The following is a 24,102-nucleotide window of genomic DNA, read 5'->3' as shown; positions in this document are numbered from 1 at the left end:
ACAACCTCCGGTGGACGTTCGTGTCTCTCGTCCCAGAACCTACCGGGGGCCACTGACAGTGGCCCCCGGCAGACCGTCCTTCTACCAGCTGGCCCGGCGGTGCAGCTGCCAGAGCTGCATGACCGTCTGCGGGTCGAGGGCGACCTCGCCGCCACCGATGTCCTCACCGGCCGCGATGTACAGCTTGCCCTGCCACAGCGGCAGCAGCCGGACGTCCTGGACCATGATCTCCTGGGCCGCGACGAACTCGTCCGTGACGGTCCCGCGGTCGCTCTCGCGGCGGGACTTCGGGAGCAGCTCGCCGGTGATCCGGGGGCTGACGTAGGGCGTGCCGAGGACGTTCTCCTCGCCGATGAAGGGGGCGACGAAGTTGTCCGGGTCCGGGAAGTCGGGGAACCAGCCGCGCCCGAAGACCGGGTACTCGCCCTTCTGGTAGCCCGCCTGGAACTCCTTCCAGGGCTTGCCCTCCACGGTGACCTTGAAGAGCCCGGACTCTTCCAGCTGGCGCTTGAGTTCCTTGAACTCGGCCGCCGTGGAGGAGCCGTACCGGTCCGTCGTGTACCAGAAGGTCAGCTCGACGGGATCGGTGATGTCCGCGTCGCGGAGGATCTCCTTGGCCTTCTTGGCGCTCGGCGAGCCGAAGCGGTCGAAGAACTTGGTGGTGTGGGCGGCGATGCCCTTGGGCACCATCGAGTACAGGGGCTCGGCGGTGCCCTGGTAGACCCTGTTGACCAGTTCGTCGCGGTCGACGAGCTGGGCGATGGCCCTGCGGACGGCGAGCTTGGCCACCGAGGGGTCCTGCGTGTTGAAGACGAGGTAGCGGATGTCGGCGCCGGTCGACTCGATGAGCTGCAGGCCCTTGTTCTCGGGCTTGTCCTCCTGGAGTGCGATGACCTCCTCGGCGGTGAGGCCGCGGTAGGTGGCGTCGATCTCGTCCTTCTTCAGTGCTGCGACCATCGCGTCGGACTGGTCGAAGTACTTGATGGTCACGCCGCCGTTCTTCCGGTCGGCGAAGCCCTTGTAGGTGGGGTTCTTGGTCAGTTCCGCCGACTCGTGCTCGGTGTACGAGTCGAGGACGTACGGCCCCGATCCGGTGACCTTGCCGTCCTCGCGGAGGCGGTCGGCCGGGTACTCGGCCGGGTCCACGAGGGACATCGCCGGCGTGGCGAGGACGAACGGGAAGGTGGCGTCCGACTTGTTGAGCCGGAAGACGACGGTCCTGTCGCCCACGGTCTCGATCTTGTCGAGCGAGCCGAGCATCCCGTTGGGGCCGCCCTTGTGGTTGATCGTGCGGATGCGCTCGATCGAGTGCTGCACGGCCTTCGCGTCCAGCTTGTGCCCGTTGGAGAACGTGAGGCCCTCCACGAGCTTGCACTCGAAGACCCGGCTGGCGGTGTCGGAGAACTTGCAGTCGGCGGCGTCCGAAGCCGGAATGGTGCTGCCGGTCGGAAAACTCACCAGGGTCTGGAAGATATTCCGGAAGAGCTCCCAGGAATTGTCCCAGGCGGCGGCCGGATCGAGCGTGGTGGGAGAGCTCGTCGTACCGATGACGAGTCTCTGATCCCCGGCGGATTCACTGTCCGAGAAGACACCGCATCCGGACACCAGGGATATGGACACAAGGGCTGCAGCGGCCTGCAGACTGGTCCGGTTGAACACGTGCACGCTCCTCGTTCAGCCAGGGGTCGGCCGACGATACCGCAGCACCCCGCCAGGTCAATCTTCGAGCCTGACGGGGCACTTGAGGCATTCGCTGAACAACCGGGCTCAATCCGGACACAGATTCCGGAAAGTGTCCGGATATCGGTCACCCGACTCCGGCGTTCAGGAAAATCCCGCCGTCGACGACGAGCGTCTGACCAGTGATCCACTCCGACTGGGACGAGGTGAGGAAGGCGGCCGCGCCGCCGATGTCCTCGGGCTCGCCGAGCCGGCCGAGCGGGTAGGCGGCGGCCGCCTCCGCCTCCCGGCCCTCGTACAGCGCCTGCGCGAATTTGGTCTTCACGACTGCCGGCGCAATGGAATTGACCCGCACCAGCGGGGCGAATTCATGCGCCAATTGCAGGGTGAGATTGACCATCGCGGCCTTGCTCATTCCGTACGCGCCGATGAAGGGCGAGGCGGAGACCCCGGCGACCGACGCGATGTTCACGATCGCGCCGCCGTGCTCCTTCTGCCAGGCGTGCCAGGTCCGCTGGGCGAAACCGAGCGCGGAGACCACGTTGGTCTCGAAGACCTTGCGGGCCACCCCGAGGTCCAGATCGGCGATCGGCCCGAAGACCGGATTCGTGCCGGCGTTGTTGATCAGGAAGTCCACCCGGCCGAATCCGTCCATCGCCGCCTCGACGGCGGCGGCCTGGTGGGCCTCGTCGTGGGCCTTGCCGGGGACGCCGATCGCCCGGTCGGCCCCCAGTCGCTCGACGGCCTCCTTGAGGGCCTCCTCGCCGCGCCCGGTGATGACGACCCGGTCGCCGCGGGCGACGAGCGCCTCGGCGATGCCGTACCCGATGCCCCGGCTCGCGCCGGTGACCAGGGCCACCTTGCCGGACAGCTCCGGCCGTTCCTGTGTGCTCATGTCCGCCTCGCTCCTCTCGCTGCCGGTCGTCAGTTGAGCGGGCCGCCGGCCACGTACATGACCTGGCCCGACACGAAGCCCGCGTCGTCGCCCGTGAAGAAGGCGATGGCGTTGGCCACGTCCTCGGGGCGGCCGACCCGCTGCACCGGGATCATGGTGGCGGCGGCGGCCTGGAACTCCTCGAAGCCCATGCCGACGCGCTCGGCGGTCTGCGCGGTCATCTCGGTGACGATGAAGCCCGGGGCGACGGCGTTGGCCGTGATGCCGAACTTGCCGAGCTCCTTGGCGAGGGTCTTGGTGAAGCCCTGCAGACCGGCCTTCACTGCCGCGTAGTTGGCCTGGCCGCGGTTGCCGAGCGCCGAGGAGGAGGAGAGCGAGACGATCCGGCCGAAACCGGCGTCCACCATGTGCTTCTGGCAGGCCTTCGCCATCAGGAAGGCACCCTTGAGGTGCACGTTCATGACGAGGTCCCAGTCCGACTCGGACATCTTGAAGAGCAGGTTGTCGCGGAGCACACCCGCGTTGTTGACAAGGATCGTCGGCGCGCCGAGCTCGGCGGCGACCCGCGCGACGGCGGCCTCCACCTGGGCGCTGTCGGAGACGTCGCAGCCGACCGCGAGGGCGGTGCCGCCCGCCGCGGTGATCTTCTCGACGGTGTCCTTGCAGGCCGCCTCGTCGAGGTCGAGTACGGCGACGGCGCGGCCCTCGGCCGCGAGGCGGAGCGCGGTGGCGGCGCCGATTCCCCGTGCGGCACCCGTGACGACGGCTACGCGCTGCTCGGTGGTGGACATGCTTGGTTCTCCTCGCCCTTGGATCGTCCCTGGTCGCGGTCGAACCGGTCGCGCGCTCCTGCGTCCCGCACATGAGCGACCGCTTAGTATCGTCCGCAGAACGAGACGCTAGAAGCCCTGGCACCCGGTGTCAACGGCCCACCGGGTGCCCCCCGTCACTCCCCGTCCCCGGACGGCCGCGCTCAGCGCACCAACAGGTCGAGGAGCCGCTCCACCTCGGCCTCGGGGTCGGCGGTGAGACCCGTGTGCACGGGCCCCGGCTGGACGACCGTGGAGCGCGGCGCGATCAGCCAGCGGAAGCGCCGCCCCGCGTCGTCCCGCGCCGCCTGACCTGCGGCGTCGCCCCCCAGGCAGACCCCCTCGACCGCGTGCAGCGCGGCCCGGACACCGGTCACGTCGGCCACCGGGTCGAGTGCCGCCAGCTTCGCCTCGTCCAGATGGACCCGGGCGGCCACGAAGGACCGGGCGCGGCAGTAGACGACCACCCCGGCGTTGAAGCACTCGCCGCGCTCGACCCGCGGCACCACGCGCAGCAGCGCGTACTCGAAGACATCGCGGTCGGTCACGGGGTGCTGTCCTTCTCGGTGGGGTGCGGCCGGGGCGCGAGGCGCTCGGCCAGCCAGCCGGGCGGCTGCTGCGGCCGGTTCTCGGTGCGCGGGCCGAGCGTGACCCGCTCGTGGATGGTGGCGGCGCGCGGCAGGAGCGCCTCGACGTACGCGGCGCGCACCTCGTCCGCACCGTCGAAGCCGGGCTCGCCGACGAGCCACTCGTCGGGTACGTCGGCGGCGACCTCGTCGAGCAGCTCGCGGGTGACGAGCGGTGCAAGTTCGGCCGCCGCGGCGGCGATGTCCGGACCGAACGGGGCGAGCGCGTGGTCCGAGGCGTCGTACGGCTTGGCGGCGGAGGCCTGGGCGCCCGGCCAGTTGTGGTGCCAGATCATGGTGGCGCCGTGGTCGATGAGCCAGAGGTCGCCGTGCCAGACCAGCATGTTCGGGTTCCGCCAGGAGCGGTCGACGTTGTTGATGACCGCGTCGAACCAGACGACCTTGCCGGCCTCGACGGGGTCGACCTCGTACGCCAGCGGGTCGAAGCCCAGGGAGCCGGGCAGGAAGTCCATGCCCAGGTTGAGGCCGCCGCTCGCCTTCAGCAGCTCCTGCACCTCCTGGTCGGGCTCGGAGAGCCCGATGACGGGGTCCAGCTGGATGGCGACGAGCTCCGGCACCCGCAGCCCGAGCCTGCGGGCGAGCTGCCCGCAGATGACCTCGGCGACCAGGGTCTTGCGGCCCTGTCCGGCGCCGGTGAACTTCATGACGTACGTGCCGAGGTCGTCGGCCTCGACGATCCCGGGGAGCGAGCCGCCCTCACGCAGAGGCGTGACATAGCGGGTCGCTACAACCTCTTTCAGCACTTTCCCAGGCCACCCATCTCTTCAGCCTTACAATCAACGGAGGACTCCTTCGGGGCGCAGAGGCAGGAATCACCGGTCGACGGTGCTGGGGAGAATCTGGGGAGTTTCGGCCGGCAAGCCGATCCCCCGCGCTCCCCCAGCAGACCGTCGATGGTGCCGCGCCCCTTGCTGCCGGCCTCCGACATGAAGTGAGCATAGTAACCGAGAGTGATCGCCGGCGAGGAGTGTCCGAGCCACCGAGCCAGGGTCACGACGGACTCTCCGGCTTCCGACATGACCGAGGCGTAGGTGTGCCGAAGCACGTGGAAACCGTCCTTCGGGGCCGCCGCCCGCTGCCAGGCTTTCGACCCCTCGGCACGTGGCGGGATGACGCCGGCCTTGGCCGAGGCCGGCTTCCAGGTGTGGGTGTTCCGTCGTCCAACTCGCCGCGCCGGCCGGCCCCGTCCAGGTGGACGCCCCCCACAGCGTCACCCTCGACGTTCCCAACTCCAGCCCCGACTTCCTGGGCAGGACCAACACGGTCAACGTCGCCCTGTCCGGTGCCGCCGCCACGGTGACCGCCTTCCAGGCAGGGGACAGCGGCTGGTACTGCGATTTCCCCAACGGGGTGACCGGCAGCTGCTGGCATCTGGCCGCCTTCACCGACCCCGCCTCGATCCCCCTGACGGTCGTCCCCACCGAGGGCGGGACGGTCACGGTCGACGCCGAGGCCATCAACTACCACCAGCAGGCGATCGGGCACGACCAGGTGAACACCCAGGTCGAGAACCCGACCCCGGCCTTCCCCTTCACCGGCTTCCACGCGCCCGTGCACAACGCTCCGGCCGTCAACTCCGTCAACGCCGGCCGCAGCATCCCCGTCAAGTTCTCCCTCGGCGGCGACAAGGGCCTGGACGTCCTCGCAGACGGCTCCCCGTCGTCCCAGCAGACCGCCTGCGACGGCACCGCCACGGACCCGGTCGACACCGGCGCCGTCAGCACCTCCGGCCTCACCTACGACGCGGCCACCGACACCTACACCTATGTCTGGAAGACCGACAGGGCATGGGCCGGCACCTGCCGCACCTTCCATCTGGAACTGAGCGACGGCACCGACCGCGTCGCCCACTTCCAGTTCCGCTGACACCGCCCCCGGCCTGCCCACCACCCCTGCGGGCATCCCGAATCCACCCGAATGAGCCTTGGGAAGGGGCCGTCAGCGGTATCAGCCACATGAGGCTTGCAGGGGGTCTCGGCGTCGTCGAACCGTCCGGGAGATCCGGGCAGCCGCTCTTTTGCCGTGCTGGACGGGTGCCGGGGCGTGAGTGGAGCAGGCGGCCGTCGGCAGGCCGCCTGCCCATGCCCCCTGTGCTTCCCCTTCCAGCGGCGGCGCCGGATACCGAATGATCCCCGGGCCTTCTTCGCCTCCGCTTCGGCGGCTTCCCTCGCGGCCGCCTCTTCCGCCTGGCCGTGGGAGAGCCGTTCGGCTTCAGCACGGCCGATGTCGGCCCCGGCGCACGGCCCGCACAGCCGGTCCCGCTCGCCGGGCCAGGAGTGCTGCCGGATCTCGGCCCACCTCGCCCTCCGCCTGGCGCCGGTGAGCACGGCGTCGGCCGAGGTGACGGCGGCGGCGTGTTCGTCGTAGCCGTCGGCTTGAACCGGTCGGCCTTCGTCGTCGAACGTGGGCTTGCGCAGCGCGGAGATCCGTACGTTCTCGGCAGCGGCAGGCGGGCTTCCGGGTGGCCCTTCCCGGTGAACGCCCACAACGGGTGGCCGGACTCCGGTCGTGTCTCCACCCGGGTCGGAGGGAGTCCTTCAACGCGTTCAGGTGTCGCGGGTGATCCGGTCGTGCCGGTCTCCGGGGCGGAGCGTCCGCCGCAGCTGATCAGGGGTGGCTCGCTGGAAGATTCCCAGGGCCCTCAGCACTTCCTTCCGTCGTACTCCGGTCGGCTTCCAGACCTGCGGCGACCCGAGAGGGTTGTCGAACGCGTCGCGCAACCCTGACCGCCGGGGCTGACCTGCGTCAGCACGCCGTGCGGACGAAGTGGCCGTGGAGGGACGTTGGAGGGACCCGTGGAGGGGCCCCGCGGGGGGCTGGTCCACGTCAGCGACAGCCCCGCGGGCGAGGGCGGCGCGGTGCTTGTGGGCAGGGTCGGGCGCGATGACGCGGGCCGGTGTTCCGAGTACCGATGGACCATCCGCGTGCCGGCTGCCGGGCGTGGCGTCAGGTGGTGCTCGGCCTTCTCAGGGGGGCTCCCGCCGCGTGGAGACTGGCGAGGGTCTGCCGGTAGGACTCGACAAGGCTGGTCTCCAGGTAGTCGACCCCGATCTCCTGGCAGTACTCGCGGACGATGGTCCGGGCTCTGCGCAGGTGCGGGCTGGGCATGCTCGGGAAGAGATGGTGCTCGATCTGGTAGTTGAGACCGCCGAGGACGATGTCGGTCAACCGGCCTCCGCGCACGTTGCGGGAAGTCAGGACCTGGCGCCTCAGGAAGTCGGGACGGTCGGCGCCTCGCAGGATCGGCATGCCTTTGTGGTTCGGGGCGAAGATCGAGCCGAGGTAGACGCCGAAGAGGCCCTGGTGGACGAGGAGGAAGACGACCGCCTTGCCGGGCGACAGCACCAGGAACAGCGCGCCGAGGTAGGCGGCGAGGTGCGCAGTGAGCAGGGCCCCTTCCCACATGCGGTGCTTGAGCGAGCGGTCGAACAGCGATCGCACCCCGGACACGTGCAGGTTGAACCCCTCCAACGTGAGCAGCGGGAAGAAGAGGAACGCCTGCGAGCGGCCGAGCAGCCGCGGCAGTCCCCTGGCCGCACGGGCCTGGTCCTGCGTCCAGACGAGGATGTCCGGGTCGAGGTCGGGATCGAGGTCCTCGTGGTTGGGATTGGCGTGGTGGCGGGTGTGCTTGTCCTGCCACCAGCCGTACCCCATGCCGATGCCAAGGTTTCCGGCGACGCGCCCCGACACCTCGCTGCCCTTGCGCAGCCGGAAGACCTGCCGGTGGGCCAGGTCGTGCGCGAGCAGCGCCACCTGCCCGAACACGAAGGCCAGGAAACCGGCTGCCAGCAGCGCCCACCAGCTGTCGCCGATCAAAACGAACGCCGTCCACCCGGCGGCGTACAGGGCCGTCACGGCCGCGATGCGCAGTGCGTAGTATCCGGGGCGCCGGGCCATGAGCCCGGCCTCCTGGATCTTCCGGGAGAGCCGGGCGAAGTCGCTGCCCGTACTCGCCCGTACGGGAGGGGGTCGCACCGCCTGCGAGGAATTCATGATCAGAAGTCGCTTTCCGTAGTCGTCAGGCGGCACGGTATGACGCATGCCCTGTCCGGACTTCACTTGGCATGTGGGTGAACTCCCAGTACTGCCCATACCCGGGATCCCGGAATTGACGTACGCCTCGGTCCGCCTTCCGCTCCCACTCCCGGCGACCGGACGCCGGCCTGGCCGACACGGCGTTACCGCCGAGGCGAAGCCGCTGCGAGCAAGTGTCAGCGGCCGCCCAAGAGGTCCTGACAAAGGCGTTGGACGTGTCGGTGGGTGATGAGGTAGGAGGCGAGGCCGAGGAAGGCTTCGTGGATGTCGTCGCGTCGCTCCCAGCGGTCGCGTGGGCGTCGGAAGCCGTGCAGCCGTGCAGCCGTGCAGCCGGGCAGCCGGGCAGCCGGGCAGCCGGGCGATGGTGCGCTCGGCGACCCGACGATGGAGGCGGGAGGCCGCGTCGTGCGATGACCGGTTCGATCCTGGGCCCAGACGAGACGGCGGTACTTGTCGTGGTCGTGGCCGCGGTCGGCAAGCGGCATGTCCGGTCGTCACCGCGGCCGGCCGACCATGCCCGCGACGGACGGGATTTTGGCGAGCAGGGGCATCAGCTGGGTCACGTCGCGCAGATCAGCGACACGGCGAGCGGGATGCCCTGCCCGTCGACGAGGAGGTGGTGCTTGCTGCCCGGCCGTACTCGGTCGACCGGGCTGGGTCCACTCCGGGGCCCCGTCGGGCGGCCCGGACATGGCTGGAGTCGATCACCGCCCGCGACCAGTCGAGCTGCTTGGCCGACCGCGGCTTCTTGAGCAGGACCAGGCGCAGCCGGTCCCACACGCCGGCCTCGTTCCATGCAGCCAGGCGCCGCCGGCACGTCATACCGGAGCCGAAGCCGAGCACCTGGAGCAGGTACTCCCCCTGGATGCCGGTGCGGAGCACGAACAGGATCCCGCACAGGGCCTGCCCCCCGGCCGGCCCGCCACCGGCTTCGGTGCCGGCACTGGCGGCAACGGCTCGATCAGTGACCACGGTTCGTCCGAGACGGTCCACTGCCGGGAGTTCCCCTTCGCCACGAACGGACCAACGAGCAACCAAGCCGACAGTCACGTGATCAACAGCTTCTGTTGGAACCTCCAAGGAGTACGGCTATCGGTGTGAGCCAGGTGCCGCTCTCGAAATTCAGGGGCAGTGATCCGGCCCGCTGCGAACGCTCCTCTGAGGAGGAGCGTCACTCCGAGCCCGGCCGGCACGAGCGCCGGCTTTGAGCAGCTTGGGGTCCGTCACCGGGTCGAGGAACAAGGTGTGCAGCTCGTCCACCCCGGCAAGTGGCGATGCAAGATCGGTTGGCGAAGGGGGTTGTCCGACGCCAAGGGGCTTTCACTGCACTGGCACCGTGCCCATCACGCCCATTCCGGGCCGCCCGCCATCGCCCCACCACAGTAGCCGCAGCGAGAACGGCGGCTGCGGCGGCGTGGAAACCGGAGCGGGCCGGCACAGCACTCCGCCCTGCTTGCCACCTGCAGCGTTGCGCCGAGCAGTCCGCCGACGCCGACCAGGTGCGTACCGATCGCGGCAGCACTGACGGGGTGCCTGGCTGGGGAGCGCATCGCCGAAGCCGCGCCGGGAACTTCGGCCTTCCGCTGACGGAGGCGCGGCGTGATGGAGTCCTGTCCTGCGTCTCGTCGTCCGCTTCGGATGGGCCCGGACCGGTACACGTCGAACCCGCGTGGCCCATGACCGGCAACCGGCTCCTGTCCTGGAGCTGATGCCGTGCAGGCTGGGAGTCTCCGGGGGGGCGTGGTGCAATGTGATGTGTCCGGTGCCGCCTCGGCGCGGATCTTCGCGCGTCCGGGACGGAGTCCCGGCCGGCAGCAAGCAGCAAGGGGTCGCTATGACCGCAGGAGAGCTGGACGACGGGCAAGCCTCTCGTCCTCCCGTGGGCGGAAGGCAGCGGGGCAGGGCAATGACTTTGGCGGGGGCGTTGGAAGCGGCCGAGGCCGCGGCACCTGTGGAGTCGCTCGACGTGGTCGCGCGCATGCTCAGGGAGCGCCTCGGGGCCGCGTCGGTGTCGTTTCTGATCACTGACTTCTCCGGCAGTTCGGTCGTGCGGCTGGGTGCTGCGGGCAGCGTCGAGACTGGTGAGCCGGCCCAGCGCATTCGGCTGCGGGGCACCCTGTACGACGACGTGATCCGCAGCCAGCGGCCGAGGGTGGAGGACAGGGGCGGGAGGGAGCTGGTGCGGGTCGTCGCCCCGGTGACCAACCGTGGGGATGCCGTCGGGCTCCTCGAACTGTTCCTGCCCGCGGCACCGAGCGCGGAGGTGATGCGGGAGATCGGCGAGACCGCGCACGCGCTGGCGTACATCGTCATCGCGAACCGGTCCCACACCGATGTGTACCAGTGGGGCCGGCGCACCAAGCCGCTGAGTCTGGCCGCGGAGATCCAGCACCGGCTGCTCCCGGCGTCGCTGGCGTGCGAGGCGGCACAGTTCGCGGTCGCCGGAGCTCTGGAACCCGCCGACCACGTGGGGGGCGACACCTTCGACTACGTGATCGACCGGGATACGGTCCAGCTCTCCGTGACCGACGCCATGGGCCACGACGTCGACGCCGCGCTGCTGGCCACCCTGGTGGTGGGCGCCCTACGGCGGGCCCGGCGGGCGGGTGCCGACCTCGCGGAACAGGCCCGCCAGGCCGACCGGGCCATGTGCGATCACGGCCGCAGTGGCTACGTCACCGGCCAACTGCTACGCATCAGCCTGATCGACGGCGAGACGGAGTTCGTCAACGCCGGGCATCCCTGGCCGTTGCGGATGCGCGACGGAGAAGTCCAGGAGATCGTCCCGAAAGTCGATCTCCCCTTCGGTCTCAGAGCCCGGACATCGCAGGCCAACACCTACCGCGTGCAGACGCTGGACCTCCGCCCGGGTGACCGACTGGTCATGCTGACCGACGGCATGCTCGAGCGCAGCGCCGAGAACCTCGACCTGTCGGACCTGATCATCCGCAGCCGCGCCCTGCACCCCCGCGAAGCCGCCCGCACCCTCATCAAAGCGATCGTCGACGCCGGCCACGGCCACCTCGACGACGACGCGACCGTCATGTGCCTGGACTGGCACGGCGTCGCCAACTCCGAGCGCGACGCCGCCCACGGCGCCAATCTCACCGACGCCTCACAGCCGTCAAGCACAGGACCATCGGCTCCCGGACGATGACTACAGCGTAGAGGGAGGCGACGCAGCGGAGCCGCCCTCAGGCGCCCTCGTGGTACCGGTACCAGTGGTCACCCGACGGCATGTGCGGCGACAGGTCGCGCGCACGCTGCCACGTGCCCCGCGCCTGTTCGGCCGGGCGCTGCTGCTCTCCGTGCAGGGCGCCCAGGATCAGCAGGCCGCCGGTCACCGCCGGTACCAGCCACTGCGCGTAGGACAGGTGCCGTTCCGCCTTGCCGGCGTCGAAGGAGCCGGCCGCCTCCTCGGCGTCCTCCGGGTCCGTCGACGAGGCGAGCTCGATCTTCTTGCCCAGCATCCGGGCATAGGCCGTGGCGGCCAGGGCGGCGCCGGTCAGGACGGTCTTGGCCAAGGTGGAGGCGGCTACCCCCTGTTGGGTCGCGACCCGGGAAGCGTTCACGGCGAGCAGTCCGCTGGTGCCGACGAGATGGGCGCCGATCGCCGCGGCATTGACGGGAGCCCACTTCGCCCAGCCGACGCTGGCGATCCGAGCGTTGTCGCGCCAGCTGTCGCTGTGGCCTTTGGCCGCGCCGTTGAGGCCGACCGCGCCCATCAGCGACCCGCCGAACCACGTGGCCAGGCCCACATCATGCATGCTGCGCAGGACGGTGTTGCGTTCGGGCATGGGGCTCCTGGTGAGAACGAGGAAATGTGCAGGCGCCGGTGCCGGCACAGCAGCCACCCTCGCCCTCCTCCGGACGCTCCGCCACACCGGCCGCGCCGAACGGCCGCCGTCACCGTCGACCCAGCACGCTCGCGCACAAACCACGGCATGGCGGCGGAACGAGGTTTTTTGCCGCATAAGGTGGCAAGCGGGCCGTAAAGGGGCAGGCGCCATACAGGTCCACCAGCGGAAGAAGGCGCAATGGGCACAACCGTCCTCAACCAGCCTGTGCCCCGCACCGGCCACTCCGCAACAGCAGCACGCGACGCCACCCGCGACTTCCTCCACCACGCCACCCAGGTCAGGCCCCCTGCGCAGCCCGAGAACGCCGACGGCGCTCTCCTGGTCGTGGCCGAACTCATCACCAACGCGATCCGGCACACCGACGGACCCTGCACCCTGCACCTGGAACTGCACAGGGATCACCTCGAAATCTGTGTCACGGACACCAGCCCCCACCCGCCCCAGCCCCGTCGGCCCCACACGGACGGAACCGGCGGTTGGGGATGGCTGCTGATCAAGCACCTCACCACCCGCGTCCACATCGAACCCACCCCCGCCGGCGGCAAGACCATCTGCGTCCATAGTCCCTGGTAGCACCCAGATCACCCTGATCCGGGCCTACCTGATCCCGCGGCCGCCTCTGCCCGTGCTGCAAGTCGCGTGGCCTGATGCCGAGGGCCGTTTCCACTGGGATGAGCAGGCTGACGAGAGGCTTCGCGAGTCACAGCCTCAGTTGTGACTGCCTCCGAGTGACCATCCTGTCGGAATCTGGACGACCGAACTCTGGTCCGGGACGCGGCGAGTGGCGAGCCGGCACCCTCGATGCTGCCCGAGCTCCAGTCCAGAGTGAGGCCGGCGGTTACGGCGTCGAGGTCTCGGCGCAGGTGGAGTGCGAATCCGGTGAGCCCGGGCAGCCGGCTTCGCCCAGAACTTCACCCAGCTCCTCGTCCTGATCACCATCCTCGCCGCCGGGTACGCGGCCTCCGGACCTCTCACCACGGAAATCCTGGGGGATCTCTTCGACAGCGAGTCCCGGGGACGCGCCGTCGGCATGCTGTACGACGTCATCAACCTCGCCGCCTCCCTCTTCGCCACCCTGAAGGGACAGCTCGCCGCGTTCGACGACGGCTGGCGCTGGGGCCTGTGGGGCATCGGCGCCGTCAACGTCCTGTGCGGCGTCGCCCTGTTGATCTGGATGCGCGTCCCGGGCGGAGGCGCGTCCGAGCACCAGCTCGCCGGCCTCGACCGACGGACCCGCGAGGCCCATACCAAGGTCACCATGAAGCAGGTGACCGCGCTCTTCCGGATCCCGAGCCTGGTGGTCCTGCTCGTCTCCCGACTCCTGTCGGGGCAACTTCTCGCCACGATGTTCGGTGTGATCTTCCTGGTGGACGCCTACGGATTCAGCACCCAGGTCGCCTCCGTCGTCCTCTTCCCCATGGGCATCGGTTTCTTCACCGGCACCGTGCTCGGCGGCTTCCTCGCCGACTGGGCCGTCCGCCGCAACCCGCACCACGGCCTCGTGGTCATTCTCCAGACCGCTCGGTTCGCCTTCGCGACCGTGGCCTTCTTCGGTACCCGGCTCGACTGGGGCGGGATCGGCGTGTTCGCTGTCTTCTTCGCCCTCATGGGCCTCGTCCAGGGCGTCAACCCGGTGGTCAACCGGCCCATGATCATGGCCGTGACGCTTCCCGAACTCCGCGGCGCGACCTTCGCCATCTACCTCAGCGTCTTCGAGGCCGTCGCCATCGCCGCGTTCAGCCTCGGAGCCGGCTTCCTCGGCGACGCCTTCGGACCGCGCGCGGTGTTCCTGTGGGTTCTTGTCGGCCTGGTGCTCGTCAATGGCGTCTTCCTCACCTTGCTCTACGGCACCTACGCCACCGATGTGGCCCGCGTCCAGCAGGTACTCGACAGCCGACGGCAGGCGACTCTCGCCGAATAGCCCAGGTCAGAGCGGACGCTCCCGTCCGCTTCCGGAGCGGGAGCCGCTTCCCGAGATGACCGGAGCGGGAGCCACGACACGTCCGACGGCCGCGCGTAGCGTGGTGGTATGGCTACGGTGCGGGTGAACGGGTTCGAGATCGCCTACGAACGGGTGGGACAAGGACCGCCCCTGGTCTTCGTGCACGGTGCGGGTCTCGACGGTCGCATGTGGCAGCCGCAGCTCGCGGGCCTGGCCGACGAGTTCACGGTGGTCGCCTGGGACGAGCCCGGCGCCGGCCGCTCCTCGGACGTGCCCTCCGGTTTCGGCCTCGCGGACTACGCCCGGTGCCTCGCGGCGGTGATCGACGACCTGCGGCTCGGCCCCGCCCACGTCGCAGGTCTCTCCTGGGGCGGGACCGTCGTACTCGAGCTCTGTCGTCGCCATCCGGAGCGGGTCAGGACACTGGTCCTGGCCGACACCTACGCCGGCTGGAAGGGCTCGCTGCCGCCGGAGGAGGTACGGGCCCGCGTCGACGGCGTACGGCGGATGCTCGCGGCGCCCCCGGAGCACTTCGACCCGACGCTGCCGGGGCTGTTCGCCGGGGATCCGCCCGCCGAGTTCGTCCCGCTGCTCACGGCGATGGCGGACGACGTGCGTCCGCACAGCCTCGGGACGCAGCTCTTCGTCATGGCCGAGGCCGACCAGCGTGACCTGCTGCCCGAGATCGCGGTTCCCACCCTGCTCGTCTGGGGCGAGCTCGACGCGAGGTCGCCGCTGAGCGTCGCCCACGCCTTCCAGGAGGCGATCGCGGACGCCATGCTCGTCGTGCTCCCTGGCACGGGCCACGTCAGCAACCTCGAGGAGCCGGAGCTCTTCAACCGGGCCGTCCGCGAGTTCTACCGCGCACACGCCTGACCCGACTCTTCAGGAAGGCTCGGACCAGATGTCCATGGGGACGGTGCTCACGCTGCGGCCCGCCAGGTCGAGGATGCGGCCCCTGCGCTTCACGAAGCGCAGGGAGACCGCCTGGTCGAGCACCTTCAGCTGAGGCAGTGCGCTGGTGAGGCGGGCTTCGAGGCCGCGGATGTCGGGAAGGGAGCGGAGCCAGACAGAGCATCGCCGTCCGGTACCGGCACGGCGGCGTGGGCAGCGATCAGGCGGCGCCCCGGTTCACCGTGGCCAACACCGGGACGACAAGCGTCCCGTTGGGCCAGCTCAAGCTGCGCTACTACTTCAAGGCCGACCCCGGCGCCTCGTACAGCTACGCCTGCGACTGGGCAGTCAAGGGCTGCGCGCACCTGACAGGTACGTTCGGCATGCCGGCCAACCCCACCGCCACGGCGGACCGGTACCTGGAGGTCGGGTTCACGGCAGGGGCCGGCTCCCTGGCACCGGGCGCCGACACCGGGGACGTACAGCTACGCTTCCACCGCTCCGACTGGCAGCCGCTCGACCAGTCCGACGACTACTCCTTCGGGCCCGCGCAGACCACGTACGGGAACTGGACCAAGGTCACCGCCACCATCGGCGGCGTTCAGGTCTGGGGCACCGCCCCCGCCGGCAACGAGGCAACGCCGACCACCCCGTCCCCCACGGCTCCGACCACTCCCCCGGCCGAACAAAGCGTCCTCTTCGACGACTTCGACTACACCGGCCACACCGATCCGGCGATCACCGCGCACGGCTGGACCATCCGCTCCGGCGGTGGCGGCCCCGGCGTCGGCGACGCGACCTGGGCACCCGAGAACGTCACCTTCGCCAAAGACGGCACGAACTCCGTCATGACGCTGCGCACGTCGACCGCGGGCACCGGCACCTCGACCCGGCAGACCGAAGTACACACCGCGGCACGGAAGTTCAAGAACGGCACCTACGCCGCCCGCGTGCGCTTCACGGACACCCCGACCAGCGGCCCGGACGGCGACCACCTGGTCCAGAGCTTCTTCACCATCAACGACCTCACCGCACCCATGGCGGACGACTACGCCGAGTACGACTTCGAGTACCTCCCCAACGGTGGCTGGGGCGAGACGGCGAACGTCCTCTGCACCACCTCCTGGGAGACCTTCCGCCCCGACCCCTGGGAGGTCGTCAACCAGCACACCGAGACCCGCACGAGCCACGCCGGCTGGCACGACCCCGTCCTGACGATCGACGACACGGCGCTCGTCTACTCCATCGACGGCAAGCAGTTCGCCCGGCACGACGCCCGCTACCTGCCCGAGCGGCCCATGGCGATCCACTTCAACCAGTGGCTGATCGACCTCGCCGGCCAGACCTCCACGACCCCCCGCGCCTACGAGGAGCAGGTCGACTACCTGCTCCACGTGAAGGACCAGGTCCTCACCCCTGCCCAAGTGGCGGCGAAGGTCACCGGCTTCCGCGCATCCGGGACGGCCTTCAAGGACTCCGTTCCCGGCTCCTGAACGAACCGGCCGCCGCGGGCTGTGGCGGTGCGACCGCCCGCGGCGCCCGACCCCGGCGACAGGGTCCGTCTGAGGTGCCGGGTGTGTGATCCCGCGGTGCGTCGGGGATGCCACCACCTGGCCCACCAGCGGGCCGGGGGCAGATCCCGCACCTCCTTGTAGCCGCTCTGCACCGTCGCGCCGAACGACACCTCGAAAACGGCGAGCACCGCGAGGCCGAACGCCGTCATGGTCCGCAACGTCTGGCCCGGCAGAGCGAACAACCGCTCGATGTCCCCCTGGCGGCCTCCGAGACGCCGAGGCCGTCTCCGAGCCACTGCGCGAACCCCCGCCCCGCTCGTCGGATCCGCCGCGGACACGACGATCAGCAGGGGCACCAGGGTCCGGAAGCCGAGCGCCGCGAAGCCCAGCGAACGCTGCCACAGGTCGAGATCGCTCTCCTGGAACCATCGGCGTCCGGCCCGCACACGTCGGGAGGTGCGGCGCAACCGCCCGCACCGAGACGAACGGCCCACGCCGCCGGACGAGTTCCCCTTGTCAGGGCGCACCGGGGCGTGTCCCCGGGCCCGCGGCCCCGGTCGGCTGTTCCGCCGGAGTCCCGTGCTCGGCGGCCTTGCGCCAGCGGGCTTCGCAGAACGAGTACAGGCCGAACAGCAGGAGGCCCACAGCGGCGGCGATCAGCAGGGCAGGCCCTGCGGGCGTGGCGGCGAACGAGCGCAACGTCTCGTCCAGACCCTTGGCCTGGTTGGGGTCGTACCGCGCGGCGGCCAGCAGGACGGACAGGCCGGCCCCCGCCGCGACCACGCCGCACGCCACGCCGCCGACGATGCCCAGTACTGCGACGACCCGCCGCGTCGCCGGGCGCATCTCTTCCGTCCGGAGGTTCTTCTCGAACTTCCGCATCAGGCTGCGCACCAGGATCACCGCGCCCACGCCGATCAGGACGGCCCCGAACACGCCGACGATCACCCGGCCGCCCGGCCAGTCCAGCACCCTGGCGGTGTACTCCTTCGACGTCTCGTCACCGGGGCGGCCCCCGGCGGATCCACCGACCAGCGCCGTCTGCATCACGCCGATACAGATCACCGTGTAGAACACCGCCATCCCCAAGGAGCCCAGACGCCGGCTCCACTTCTCGCCGCCCTCCACCGTCTGTCCGAACGCCGCCTCGGCCAGCCGCCACAGCGCCATCGCCGCCAGCCCCACCACCAGCGCCCACAGCAGAGCCCGTCCGAACGGCTGCTCGCCGAGGGTCCCCACCGCGCCGGACCGGTCGGCTTCCTGGCCGCTGTCGCTGCCGAGGCCGATCCGCACGGCCAGAATCCCCACCAGCACGTAGATCACTCCCCGGGCACAGAGCCCGACCCTGGACGCGACCTCCACCGCACGGCTGTCGGCCACACGCCGCCCCCGCGACTTGGGCTGAGCCGCACTGTCCTGACTGCGCTCCATGTCTGGCACCTCCATGGGCCGGACCTCGCTGAACAACGCACCCTCGGTCGGGATGGGCGTCGCGGGTCAGAGCCGGTGTCCGACGGGGTCCCCGGCGCGTCCGCTGTTTGCGGACCGCGATGCCACGCCGGCCGATGTGGCGGCCGGGTTCGGGGCTCCGGGCCGACCGGCATGACACCACCCCCGGGTCTGTTCCCTGTCTTCCACGGTAGGGCTTTACAAGTGTCCGCGAAACCATCCTGCGGGGCGACGGATACGTGGCCGGCTTCGCTCGCCCGCGGACCCGTCGGGAACATCCTGGGTGGCGACGCGCGCCCCCTCGCCGGTTCCGTGAGTGCCGATGACCCACGCACCACCGACAGCGCTCGGTGGCCCGCCAAATCCGCAACCTCCACGGTCCCAGCCGTCGGCAGGCAGCCGGGGCCGGAATCGTGAGGTGCCTGAACCGGCCATGCGCGATGAGGCGGACCTCCGGTGCTCCCGTTACGGTCGGGTTCCTAGCATGTGCGCATGGTTGCCCGTGATGCCCAGCAGTCCGATCCGGGAGGGGAAGCAGTGCCCCGAGAAGACGCCGAAGCCCGCGGCATTTCTCACCCACCGACGGTCAAGGGACGCGACTCGACCGGCTCTTCTTCGGGATCGCGACGAGACGGGGCCGCCGGGGACTCCCGCCCGGTGTCCGACCTGGTCGAGCGGGCAGCCGATCTGGTGGACCCGATCAAGCCGAGGCTGCGCGGCCGGCTTCACGCCGGCATGGTCCCCGCGTCGCTGGCAGCGGGCATCGTCCTCATCTGCCTGGCAGGGACGCCGCAGGCCGTGCTGGCCTGCACCGTGTACTCCGTCACGGCCTGGCTGCTGTTCGGGACCAGCGCCGTCTACCACCTCGGCACCTGGGGGCCACTCGGTGAGGCCGTTCTGCGCCGCCTCGACCACGCCAACATCTTCCTGATCATCGCCGGCACGTGTACGCCGCTCGCGGTGCTCCTGCTCCCCCCGGACCAGTGGTCCGTCCTGCTGTGGATCGTGTGGACGGGCGCGCTGGTCGGCATCGCCTTCCGTGTCCTGTGGGTCGGAGCTCCCCGCTGGTTGTACACCCCCTGTTACCTGGCTCTGGGCTGGGCGCCCGTGCGGTACCTGCCCGACTTCCTGCACAGCGGCGGGGTGGCCGTGGTCTCCCTGATCGTGATCGGCGGGCTTCTCTACAGCTCGGGCGCGGTCGTCTACGCCTTCCGGCGCCCCAACCCCTCACCCCGCTGGTTCGGCTTCCACGAGGTCTTCCACGCGCTGACAGTGGCAGCCTTCACCGCCCACTACATCGCCATCTTCCTTGCCGCTCACTGAGCGGCCGAGGCGCGGGCCGACCCACCCACTCGCCGGCCGTCCGGAGGACCGCGCGAGGGCCGGGAGCCCACCCCCACGGAACGTGGCGGGCCGGCCCCCACCGTCAGAACGCGGTGGGCCTGCCTCGACGCGAGCGCAGTATCGAGCGCGCCAGCAGGTACAGCACGGCGACGACGAGAAGCAGCACTCCGGTGGAGAGCAGGTACAGCATTCCGTCCACGACAGCGCCGATGACAATCAGAGCGATGGCGCTGACGAGCAGAATCGGAAAGAGGAACATCGCGCTACGCCTCCCTGCGGCAGGGCGGCCCGGCGAAGACTCGACCACGAGGGCTGCGTCGGTTCGGGGCCGAGCCGTCTACCAGTAATGACGGCGTCCGCCGACCTCGCGCCCCATCGCCCCGAGGATCCACAGGACGGCTCCGATCACGACCAGGACGATCCCGATCGTCCACAGGATGGAAATGCCGGCCACGAATCCGATGACGAGGAGGATGACCCCGAGAATGATCATGGTGACCTCCGGCCTCGCAGGTACCTCACCTCCAGAGTAGAGGCAACCCGCCGAGGTGGCCTGTCGGGCTGTCAGGCTCCTGTCCTTCCGGCGGGCATGGACAGAAGCCGCATGATCGGCAAGCCGATCGGGTGCGATGTGACGGCCGTCGCGGCCGGGAGCCGGAGGGTGGGATTTCCGTCCCTGGATACCGCGGGCATGCTCAGTCGACCCGATGGGCGCGGTGGCGGACTTCCCGGAGGCGGGCCTCCGTCGGGAGGCGGTCGAGGCCGGCCGAGTCCCGTGCGCGTGCGAGCGTGTCCCGGTCGAGCCGGTCCAGGATCCACTCCGGTTCCGCGTGAGGCTCCAGCCACACGCGCATACGTGCGACCGGGGCGGTGCGCCGACCCCTCAGGCGCACCCGTGCCCGTGCGACTCCGTCCAGGGCTTGCGCGTCCTTCTCGATCACGTCCTCCAGGGCGCGGCCGTCGAGTCGGGCTGCCGTACCGTCCTGGCTGTCGACGAGGACCTGGTGCAGCCGGTCTTTGCGCAGCAGTGTCCAGAGCCACCACAGCAGCAGCACCAGCAGCGCGGCGAGCACCGTGATGACGGTCGGCCACCACCAGCCCTCCGCCCGCCACCGTAGGCGTCCTTCGTCGCCCAGGACGACATCGGCCGGGCCGCGGAAGGGCCACCAGCCCGGCACGTCGAAACCCCATCGGCGTTGCAGATCGAGACCGCCCAGGAGGACGCCGCCGCCCAGTGCGAACAGTCCGAGGCCGAGCAGCCCCAGCAGCACCCGGTTCACTGTCTTGATCATCGGGATCAGCGTCAGCCTTTCTTCGGGCGTCGGACGTGGACGGTCAGCGTGGGGCGCCGGGCGAGACCCAGGGCCGCCACGGCTTCGCCCAGCGCGGTATCGAGGTCGGCACGGACCTCGTCGAGATCGCGGAAATGCGCCTGCGCCCGGGCCTTGATCTTTCGGCGACCGACATCGACCCGAGCCGACTCGACACCGGACACCCGTACGGCCCGGTCACGCAGGATCAGGGCGACCGCCCGGCGGTCGAGACCGGCGCGGACTTCGCCTGTTCCTCGGGGGCCGGTGGGCTGCCGCATGGGAAGCAGTCTGCGCAGCCCTGGTGTCACCGCCAGCACGACGAGACACAGACCGAGGACCATCGACACCGCGGCCCCGACGGTGATCCAGACGTCGTCCAGCGGCCGTGCGGCCAGTTCACCCGCGAGCCGGCGTCGCCAGCCCATCCCGGGCCGGCCCGCCCGCACCGAGACCACGTCGTACAGGAGCAGCCCAACGGCTGCGAGGGACAGCAGCGCCACGATGACCGCGGGGACCCGCCGCGCGGACCAGAAACGACGCGGCGATCCCACCGGTTCCCGCTCTGCCGGTGTCGCGTCGGTGTCCGGGTGCCCTGCGGAGGAATCCGTCTTCGCGGGATCCGAGGGAAGGTCGCTGTCGCCGGGCCGCTGCCGCCCGGTGTGCGCGCTCATCTCACCCTCTCCCCTTCCGTCCGCCGGTGGGCCGGGTGCAGCCTCTCGATGGCCACCACCAGGTCGGACACCTCCACACCGGCCCATGCCGTGACGCGTTCGGTGACCTCGCGGCGCACCGCCGCGCACTGCGCCCCGATGTCCGACGGATAGCCCAGTTCCACGGCGATGCGCATCCGCACCTGCCCGAGCACCGGTCGGCTCCCGGCAGGACCGCCTGCCCTCTCCGAGCCGTTCCGTTCCGCTGCCCCCCGCACCACCGCCGTCACGTGCGGTGTGCGGCGGCCAGGGGGCACTCGGCCGGTCGGCTCGGTGAAACGACTCAGCGCCTCGCGCGCCACCTGGGCAGCGATCTTCGCGACGACCCGGTCGGCGACCGAGGTCCCACCCCGCTCCCGGCAGGGCACGGCCGGGCGCCTGTCGGCTTGCCTGGTCACTGCCGCCAGTCTCTCCGTGCCCGGCGCTGGTCGTCACGAATACGTTCCTGATCGTCCCGGCGGCGTACGAAGTCACCGGGTTCGAGATCGCCTTCCGTCAAACGCCCGACGACGAGTCCGACGACACCCAGCACCAGCACCAGCAAGAAGGCCCAGAAGCCACCGAAGTACGCGGCGAAACCCAGCGCCATTCCGGCAGCCAAACCCACCACGGATCTGCTCATCACACGCTCCTTCACCTGGTAGCCGACTCCGTCCGGCTACTGGAGCCGCTGCCGCTCCTGCCCCTCGCCCTCGTCGTCCTCCTCGTCGTCGGGCAGCTTCACGTCACCGACCATGATGTTGACTTCCACGACTTCCCGACCCGCCATCCGCTCCACCGCGGAGATCACGTTCTCCCGCACCGCCCCGGCCACGTCCGTGATCGAGACGCCGTAGTCGACGACGAGCTCCAGATCGATGGCCGTCTGCACCTCTCCGACCTCGACACTGACCCCGCGGGTGACGGACTTGCCACTACCGGCGCCGGGCATCCGCTCCCGCATGGACCCCATCGAGCGCGCGAACCCGCTGCCCAGGGCGTGGACGCCGCGCACGTCCCGTGCCGCCATCCCGGCGATCTTCTCCACCACCACATCGGCGATGGATGTCCGGCCGCGAGAACCGGGCGCGCCGCCATACTTTGCGCCGGTGTGCTCAGTCATCAGGCACTCCTGCCTCGAGAAGTCAGCCATGCACCCCTTATTCGAATTATATTCGCTATAGGCTGTTTTATCCGGTTGTCGTGAGGCGAGGGAGAGGATGGAAGAGGTGAAGACCGAGGCGTTGATGCAGTCAGTGCGTGGTCGGCTCGGCCTGGGGCGACTGCTGCCTCTCGGAGGGCCGGACGACGGCACGTGGATCACCGAACAGGCGGCCGTCCGGGCTCTCTGGCGCAAGGCCGCCAAGGCTCCCGGCATTCGGCTGGAGAGCATGCGCATCGGACCGGCCCCGCACGCACCCGTGCTCGAACCGGCCGTTCGCCCGCCTGCCGGCGCGCTCCCGCCCGGCCCGCTCAGCATCGAGGCGGCCTTCACCGGGTCCGTGACACTGCCCGTATCTCAAGCCGCCGAACAGTTGAGGACGATCCTGTTCAAGGCGGCCGACGAAGAACTCGGCCTGAGCACTGTGACCGTCGATCTGCGCGTCACGGATCTCCACGAGGGCCCGGAGGCAGACGGAGGATCGCAGACCACCGAGAACGTCATGACGCCCCCTGCCCAAGAAGCACCCACGCGAAGCTCGGCCCCCGCGACCAAAACAGAACCCCTGCGGGGGCCGATCGGAGAGCTGGCCGACGTCGCCTCGGCCGTGCCGGGCGTCGCCCGCCTCACCGCCCCACTGGGCGGCCACCCCGTCAGGGTGACGCACCAGGACGATCCGCCCGCCCGACACGTTCAGGTCCAGCTCGCGGTCGCACCCGGCCGCCATCCCCTGGAAGTCGCCCGGGCCGTCCGGGACGCCGTGACCACCGCGGCCACGAGCGGCGTCCGGGTCCCGACAACCGCTGCCGTCCTCATCACCGAAACCGCGCCGTAGCCCGGGCCTCGTCGAAGCCGAGGCAGGCGTAAGCCGGCGATGTACGTCCCGAACGGACCGGCAGGGCTTCATGGGCGTGGCCTGCTTGACCGGACGAGCCGCCGTCTGCACAGTCGGGATGCGGCACCGTGGCGGCGCCGCGTCCCTCTGCCGGGCCGGCCCCCAGTCCATGGGTGGCGGACGGCTCTGACGCCCAGGAGCGACTGGTCAGATGGTCCTCGACCTGATGGTGATCGGTACGGCCATCACCCTGGGGCCCTTGCACAACAGTGCCTTCATCCTGCTGCTCTCCTCGCGGCGCGGCGTCCGTCAGGGGCTGGCGTTCCTGTTGTCGTGGCTGGCCAACCTGATCGTCGTGATCGCCGTCGTGGTGCTGCTGACCGGCGGTCAGCCCCCGGCCCGTCACAGCGCGCCCTCGACCGCCGCGCTCGCCGCGAAGCTCGCCATCGGTCTGGCGCTGGTGCTGTACGGGGCGTACCGGCGGCACCGGCCGCCCCGCCCGCACGGCCCACCGCGCTGGACCTCCCGGATCGACAACGCCTCCTGGGGCACGGCAGCCGGTCTGGCGTGGCTGCTGCAGCCCTGGGGACTGGTCGGCGCCGGTGCCGCGACGGCCCTTAAGGCTCACCTCTCCACCGCCGGCGACTGGATCGCGCTGACCGGTTACTGCCTGCTGGCCACCCTCAGCCTCATCGTGATGGAGATGTACGCGGTCTGGGCACCTGCGGCCGCGGAAGCCCGATTGAACGCCCTGCGGGACTGGCTGGGCCGGCACCAGGAGCAGCTGATCGTCACGCTCTCCCTCCTCGTCGGCCTGTGGTTGACGGCCGGGAGCATCTACGAGCTGGTCGCCTGAAGCAAGCGGGCCCCAGTTGCGATCCCTCTCGTTCGGCTCGATGGCGCTCGACAAGGAACCTTTCGGGGAGGTACCGGGGCCCGCGGGGTTCAGCTGGTGCGGCGCAGTGCGGGTGGGGTCCAGTCGCCGGTGAGGGCGGGCTTTCGGGGCCAGTACAGGCGCAGGAAGACGTTGAAGC

Annotated in this window: 23 protein-coding genes and 3 pseudogenes; 9 read left to right on the top strand and 17 right to left on the bottom strand. The window is 70.2% G+C overall.

Annotation, left to right across the window (positions count from 1 at the left end; all coding sequences use genetic code 11):
• Positions 1-81 precede the first annotated feature (81 nt).
• The 6 genes from ACFWUY_RS36200 to ACFWUY_RS36175 all read right to left on the bottom strand — a co-directional run bounded on the left by ACFWUY_RS36200 (position 82) and on the right by ACFWUY_RS36175 (position 5,049).
• A complete protein-coding gene (locus ACFWUY_RS36200) occupies positions 82-1,659 on the bottom strand; it encodes an ABC transporter substrate-binding protein (RefSeq protein ID WP_384120061.1) in 1,578 nt (525 codons plus the stop codon).
• A gap of 148 nt (positions 1,660-1,807) precedes the next feature.
• Positions 1,808-2,575: an SDR family oxidoreductase gene (locus ACFWUY_RS36195; RefSeq protein ID WP_384120058.1), complete on the bottom strand. Its 768-nt coding sequence runs from the start codon at positions 2,573-2,575 to the stop codon at positions 1,808-1,810.
• A 29-nt stretch (positions 2,576-2,604) separates the two neighbouring features.
• A complete protein-coding gene (gene fabG, locus ACFWUY_RS36190; protein ID WP_384120056.1) occupies positions 2,605-3,366 on the bottom strand; it encodes a 3-oxoacyl-ACP reductase FabG in 762 nt (253 codons plus the stop codon).
• A gap of 182 nt (positions 3,367-3,548) precedes the next feature.
• Entirely contained in the window at positions 3,549-3,932 is a 384-nt protein-coding gene (locus tag ACFWUY_RS36185; RefSeq protein ID WP_384120053.1) for a DUF3037 domain-containing protein, read from the bottom strand.
• Positions 3,929-4,774, bottom strand: coding sequence for a HipA family kinase (locus ACFWUY_RS36180; protein ID WP_384120050.1), 846 nt, complete (start codon positions 4,772-4,774; stop codon positions 3,929-3,931). Before ACFWUY_RS36180 ends, ACFWUY_RS36185 begins: the two co-directional genes overlap by 4 nt.
• Positions 4,768-5,049, bottom strand: coding sequence for a hypothetical protein (locus ACFWUY_RS36175; protein WP_384120096.1), 282 nt, complete (start codon positions 5,047-5,049; stop codon positions 4,768-4,770). The genes ACFWUY_RS36180 and ACFWUY_RS36175 overlap by 7 nt, the downstream gene beginning before the upstream one ends.
• A 173-nt stretch (positions 5,050-5,222) precedes the next feature.
• Here ACFWUY_RS36175 and ACFWUY_RS36170 point away from each other — a divergent pair, with 173 nt between their 5' ends.
• Entirely contained in the window at positions 5,223-5,897 is a 675-nt protein-coding gene (locus tag ACFWUY_RS36170; protein ID WP_384120047.1) for a PxKF domain-containing protein, read from the top strand.
• Positions 5,898-6,977: 1,080 nt separating this feature from the next.
• Here the strand turns inward: ACFWUY_RS36170 and ACFWUY_RS36165 are convergent.
• Both ACFWUY_RS36165 and ACFWUY_RS36160 read right to left on the bottom strand, forming a co-directional pair.
• Positions 6,978-8,024 (bottom strand): fatty acid desaturase family protein, encoded by a 1,047-nt coding sequence (locus tag ACFWUY_RS36165; RefSeq protein WP_384120041.1) that lies wholly within the window; start codon positions 8,022-8,024, stop codon positions 6,978-6,980.
• A gap of 218 nt (positions 8,025-8,242) precedes the next feature.
• Positions 8,243-9,019 (bottom strand): annotated as a pseudogene (locus ACFWUY_RS36160) (IS5 family transposase).
• Between the two features lie 953 nt (positions 9,020-9,972).
• On the opposite strand from ACFWUY_RS36160, the gene ACFWUY_RS36155 reads away from it, so the two are divergent.
• A complete protein-coding gene (locus ACFWUY_RS36155; RefSeq protein ID WP_384120039.1) occupies positions 9,973-11,223 on the top strand; it encodes a PP2C family protein-serine/threonine phosphatase in 1,251 nt (416 codons plus the stop codon).
• A gap of 37 nt (positions 11,224-11,260) precedes the next feature.
• Here the strand turns inward: ACFWUY_RS36155 and ACFWUY_RS36150 are convergent, their stop codons facing one another.
• Complete coding sequence (locus ACFWUY_RS36150) at positions 11,261-11,863, bottom strand: hypothetical protein (RefSeq protein ID WP_384120036.1); 603 nt, start codon at positions 11,861-11,863, stop codon at positions 11,261-11,263.
• Between the two features lie 240 nt (positions 11,864-12,103).
• Here ACFWUY_RS36150 and ACFWUY_RS36145 point away from each other — a divergent pair, with 240 nt between their 5' ends.
• The 4 genes and pseudogenes from ACFWUY_RS36145 to ACFWUY_RS36130 all read left to right on the top strand — a co-directional run.
• The gene (locus ACFWUY_RS36145) at positions 12,104-12,499 is read left to right on the top strand and encodes an ATP-binding protein (protein ID WP_384120034.1); all 396 of its coding nucleotides are present in this window, start codon (positions 12,104-12,106) and stop codon (positions 12,497-12,499) included.
• Positions 12,500-12,836: 337 nt separating this feature from the next.
• Positions 12,837-13,847, top strand: a pseudogene (locus ACFWUY_RS36140) (MFS transporter); the annotation flags it as partial.
• 108 nt (positions 13,848-13,955) lie between these two features.
• Positions 13,956-14,744, top strand: a complete 789-nt coding sequence (locus tag ACFWUY_RS36135) for an alpha/beta fold hydrolase (protein ID WP_384120031.1) — start codon at positions 13,956-13,958, stop codon at positions 14,742-14,744.
• Between the two features lie 188 nt (positions 14,745-14,932).
• Positions 14,933-16,255 (top strand): annotated as a pseudogene (locus tag ACFWUY_RS36130) (cellulose binding domain-containing protein); the annotation flags it as partial.
• Between the two features lie 537 nt (positions 16,256-16,792).
• On the opposite strand, the gene ACFWUY_RS36125 reads toward ACFWUY_RS36130, so the two are convergent.
• On the bottom strand, positions 16,793-17,743 hold the full coding sequence (locus tag ACFWUY_RS36125; protein WP_384120028.1) for a DUF1206 domain-containing protein: 951 nt from the start codon (positions 17,741-17,743) through the stop codon (positions 16,793-16,795).
• 474 nt (positions 17,744-18,217) lie between these two features.
• Between ACFWUY_RS36125 and ACFWUY_RS36120 the strand changes: the two genes are divergently transcribed.
• Positions 18,218-19,048: a hemolysin III family protein gene (locus tag ACFWUY_RS36120; protein WP_384120025.1), complete on the top strand. Its 831-nt coding sequence runs from the start codon at positions 18,218-18,220 to the stop codon at positions 19,046-19,048.
• Positions 19,049-19,151: 103 nt separating this feature from the next.
• On the opposite strand, the gene ACFWUY_RS36115 is transcribed toward ACFWUY_RS36120, so the two are convergent.
• From ACFWUY_RS36115 to ACFWUY_RS36085, 7 genes are all read right to left on the bottom strand, one after another.
• Complete coding sequence (locus tag ACFWUY_RS36115) at positions 19,152-19,328, bottom strand: hypothetical protein (protein WP_384120023.1); 177 nt, start codon at positions 19,326-19,328, stop codon at positions 19,152-19,154.
• Between the two features lie 78 nt (positions 19,329-19,406).
• Complete coding sequence (locus ACFWUY_RS36110) at positions 19,407-19,562, bottom strand: DUF6131 family protein (RefSeq protein ID WP_384120020.1); 156 nt, start codon at positions 19,560-19,562, stop codon at positions 19,407-19,409.
• Between the two features lie 202 nt (positions 19,563-19,764).
• Positions 19,765-20,361 (bottom strand): alkaline shock response membrane anchor protein AmaP, encoded by a 597-nt coding sequence (gene amaP, locus ACFWUY_RS36105; RefSeq protein ID WP_384120017.1) that lies wholly within the window; start codon positions 20,359-20,361, stop codon positions 19,765-19,767.
• A gap of 11 nt (positions 20,362-20,372) precedes the next feature.
• Positions 20,373-21,053 carry a DUF6286 domain-containing protein gene (locus tag ACFWUY_RS36100; protein WP_384120015.1) on the bottom strand — a complete coding sequence of 227 codons (681 nt, stop codon included), beginning with the start codon at positions 21,051-21,053 and terminating at the stop codon, positions 20,373-20,375.
• On the bottom strand, positions 21,050-21,490 hold the full coding sequence (locus ACFWUY_RS36095) for an Asp23/Gls24 family envelope stress response protein (protein ID WP_384120012.1): 441 nt from the start codon (positions 21,488-21,490) through the stop codon (positions 21,050-21,052). The genes ACFWUY_RS36100 and ACFWUY_RS36095 overlap by 4 nt, the downstream gene beginning before the upstream one ends.
• On the bottom strand, positions 21,487-21,714 hold the full coding sequence (locus ACFWUY_RS36090) for a hypothetical protein (protein WP_384120009.1): 228 nt from the start codon (positions 21,712-21,714) through the stop codon (positions 21,487-21,489). Before ACFWUY_RS36090 ends, ACFWUY_RS36095 begins: the two co-directional genes overlap by 4 nt.
• Before the next feature lie 36 nt (positions 21,715-21,750).
• The gene (locus tag ACFWUY_RS36085) at positions 21,751-22,194 is read right to left on the bottom strand and encodes an Asp23/Gls24 family envelope stress response protein (RefSeq protein WP_384120007.1); all 444 of its coding nucleotides are present in this window, start codon (positions 22,192-22,194) and stop codon (positions 21,751-21,753) included.
• A gap of 97 nt (positions 22,195-22,291) precedes the next feature.
• Between ACFWUY_RS36085 and ACFWUY_RS36080 the strand changes: the two genes are divergently transcribed.
• Both ACFWUY_RS36080 and ACFWUY_RS36075 read left to right on the top strand, forming a co-directional pair.
• The gene (locus ACFWUY_RS36080; RefSeq protein WP_384120004.1) at positions 22,292-23,068 is read left to right on the top strand and encodes a hypothetical protein; all 777 of its coding nucleotides are present in this window, start codon (positions 22,292-22,294) and stop codon (positions 23,066-23,068) included.
• Between the two features lie 211 nt (positions 23,069-23,279).
• Positions 23,280-23,924 (top strand): GAP family protein, encoded by a 645-nt coding sequence (locus ACFWUY_RS36075; RefSeq protein ID WP_384120001.1) that lies wholly within the window; start codon positions 23,280-23,282, stop codon positions 23,922-23,924.
• The last annotated feature ends 178 nt before the right edge of the window (positions 23,925-24,102 follow it).

The sequence above is a fragment of the Streptomyces sp. NPDC058664 genome, from assembly GCF_042716635.1.
Taxonomy (GTDB): Bacteria; Actinomycetota; Actinomycetes; order Streptomycetales; family Streptomycetaceae; genus Streptomyces.
Note: the sequence above shows the minus strand (reverse complement) of the source record. Positions and strands in the feature narration are given on the sequence as shown.

What these genes read in the sequence shown, in the direction of transcription:
- ACFWUY_RS36120 (WP_384120025.1), top strand. Translation starts at nt 18,218, where the DNA reads ATGGTTGCCCGTGATGCCCAGCAGTCCGATCCGGGAGGGGAAGCAGTG.
- ACFWUY_RS36100 (WP_384120015.1), bottom strand. Translation starts at nt 21,053, where the DNA reads ATGAGCGCGCACACCGGGCGGCAGCGGCCCGGCGACAGCGACCTTCCC.
- ACFWUY_RS36175 (WP_384120096.1), bottom strand. Translation starts at nt 5,049, where the DNA reads ATGTCGGAAGCCGGAGAGTCCGTCGTGACCCTGGCTCGGTGGCTCGGA.
- ACFWUY_RS36110 (WP_384120020.1), bottom strand. Translation starts at nt 19,562, where the DNA reads ATGATCATTCTCGGGGTCATCCTCCTCGTCATCGGATTCGTGGCCGGC.
- ACFWUY_RS36075 (WP_384120001.1), top strand. Translation starts at nt 23,280, where the DNA reads ATGGTCCTCGACCTGATGGTGATCGGTACGGCCATCACCCTGGGGCCC.
- ACFWUY_RS36155 (WP_384120039.1), top strand. Translation starts at nt 9,973, where the DNA reads ATGACTTTGGCGGGGGCGTTGGAAGCGGCCGAGGCCGCGGCACCTGTG.
- ACFWUY_RS36195 (WP_384120058.1), bottom strand. Translation starts at nt 2,575, where the DNA reads ATGAGCACACAGGAACGGCCGGAGCTGTCCGGCAAGGTGGCCCTGGTC.
- ACFWUY_RS36150 (WP_384120036.1), bottom strand. Translation starts at nt 11,863, where the DNA reads ATGCCCGAACGCAACACCGTCCTGCGCAGCATGCATGATGTGGGCCTG.
- ACFWUY_RS36135 (WP_384120031.1), top strand. Translation starts at nt 13,956, where the DNA reads ATGGCTACGGTGCGGGTGAACGGGTTCGAGATCGCCTACGAACGGGTG.
- ACFWUY_RS36145 (WP_384120034.1), top strand. Translation starts at nt 12,104, where the DNA reads ATGGGCACAACCGTCCTCAACCAGCCTGTGCCCCGCACCGGCCACTCC.
- ACFWUY_RS36085 (WP_384120007.1), bottom strand. Translation starts at nt 22,194, where the DNA reads ATGACTGAGCACACCGGCGCAAAGTATGGCGGCGCGCCCGGTTCTCGC.
- ACFWUY_RS36115 (WP_384120023.1), bottom strand. Translation starts at nt 19,328, where the DNA reads ATGTTCCTCTTTCCGATTCTGCTCGTCAGCGCCATCGCTCTGATTGTC.
- fabG (WP_384120056.1), bottom strand. Translation starts at nt 3,366, where the DNA reads ATGTCCACCACCGAGCAGCGCGTAGCCGTCGTCACGGGTGCCGCACGG.
- ACFWUY_RS36090 (WP_384120009.1), bottom strand. Translation starts at nt 21,714, where the DNA reads ATGAGCAGATCCGTGGTGGGTTTGGCTGCCGGAATGGCGCTGGGTTTC.
- amaP (WP_384120017.1), bottom strand. Translation starts at nt 20,361, where the DNA reads ATGATCAAGACAGTGAACCGGGTGCTGCTGGGGCTGCTCGGCCTCGGA.
- ACFWUY_RS36165 (WP_384120041.1), bottom strand. Translation starts at nt 8,024, where the DNA reads ATGAATTCCTCGCAGGCGGTGCGACCCCCTCCCGTACGGGCGAGTACG.
- ACFWUY_RS36080 (WP_384120004.1), top strand. Translation starts at nt 22,292, where the DNA reads ATGGAAGAGGTGAAGACCGAGGCGTTGATGCAGTCAGTGCGTGGTCGG.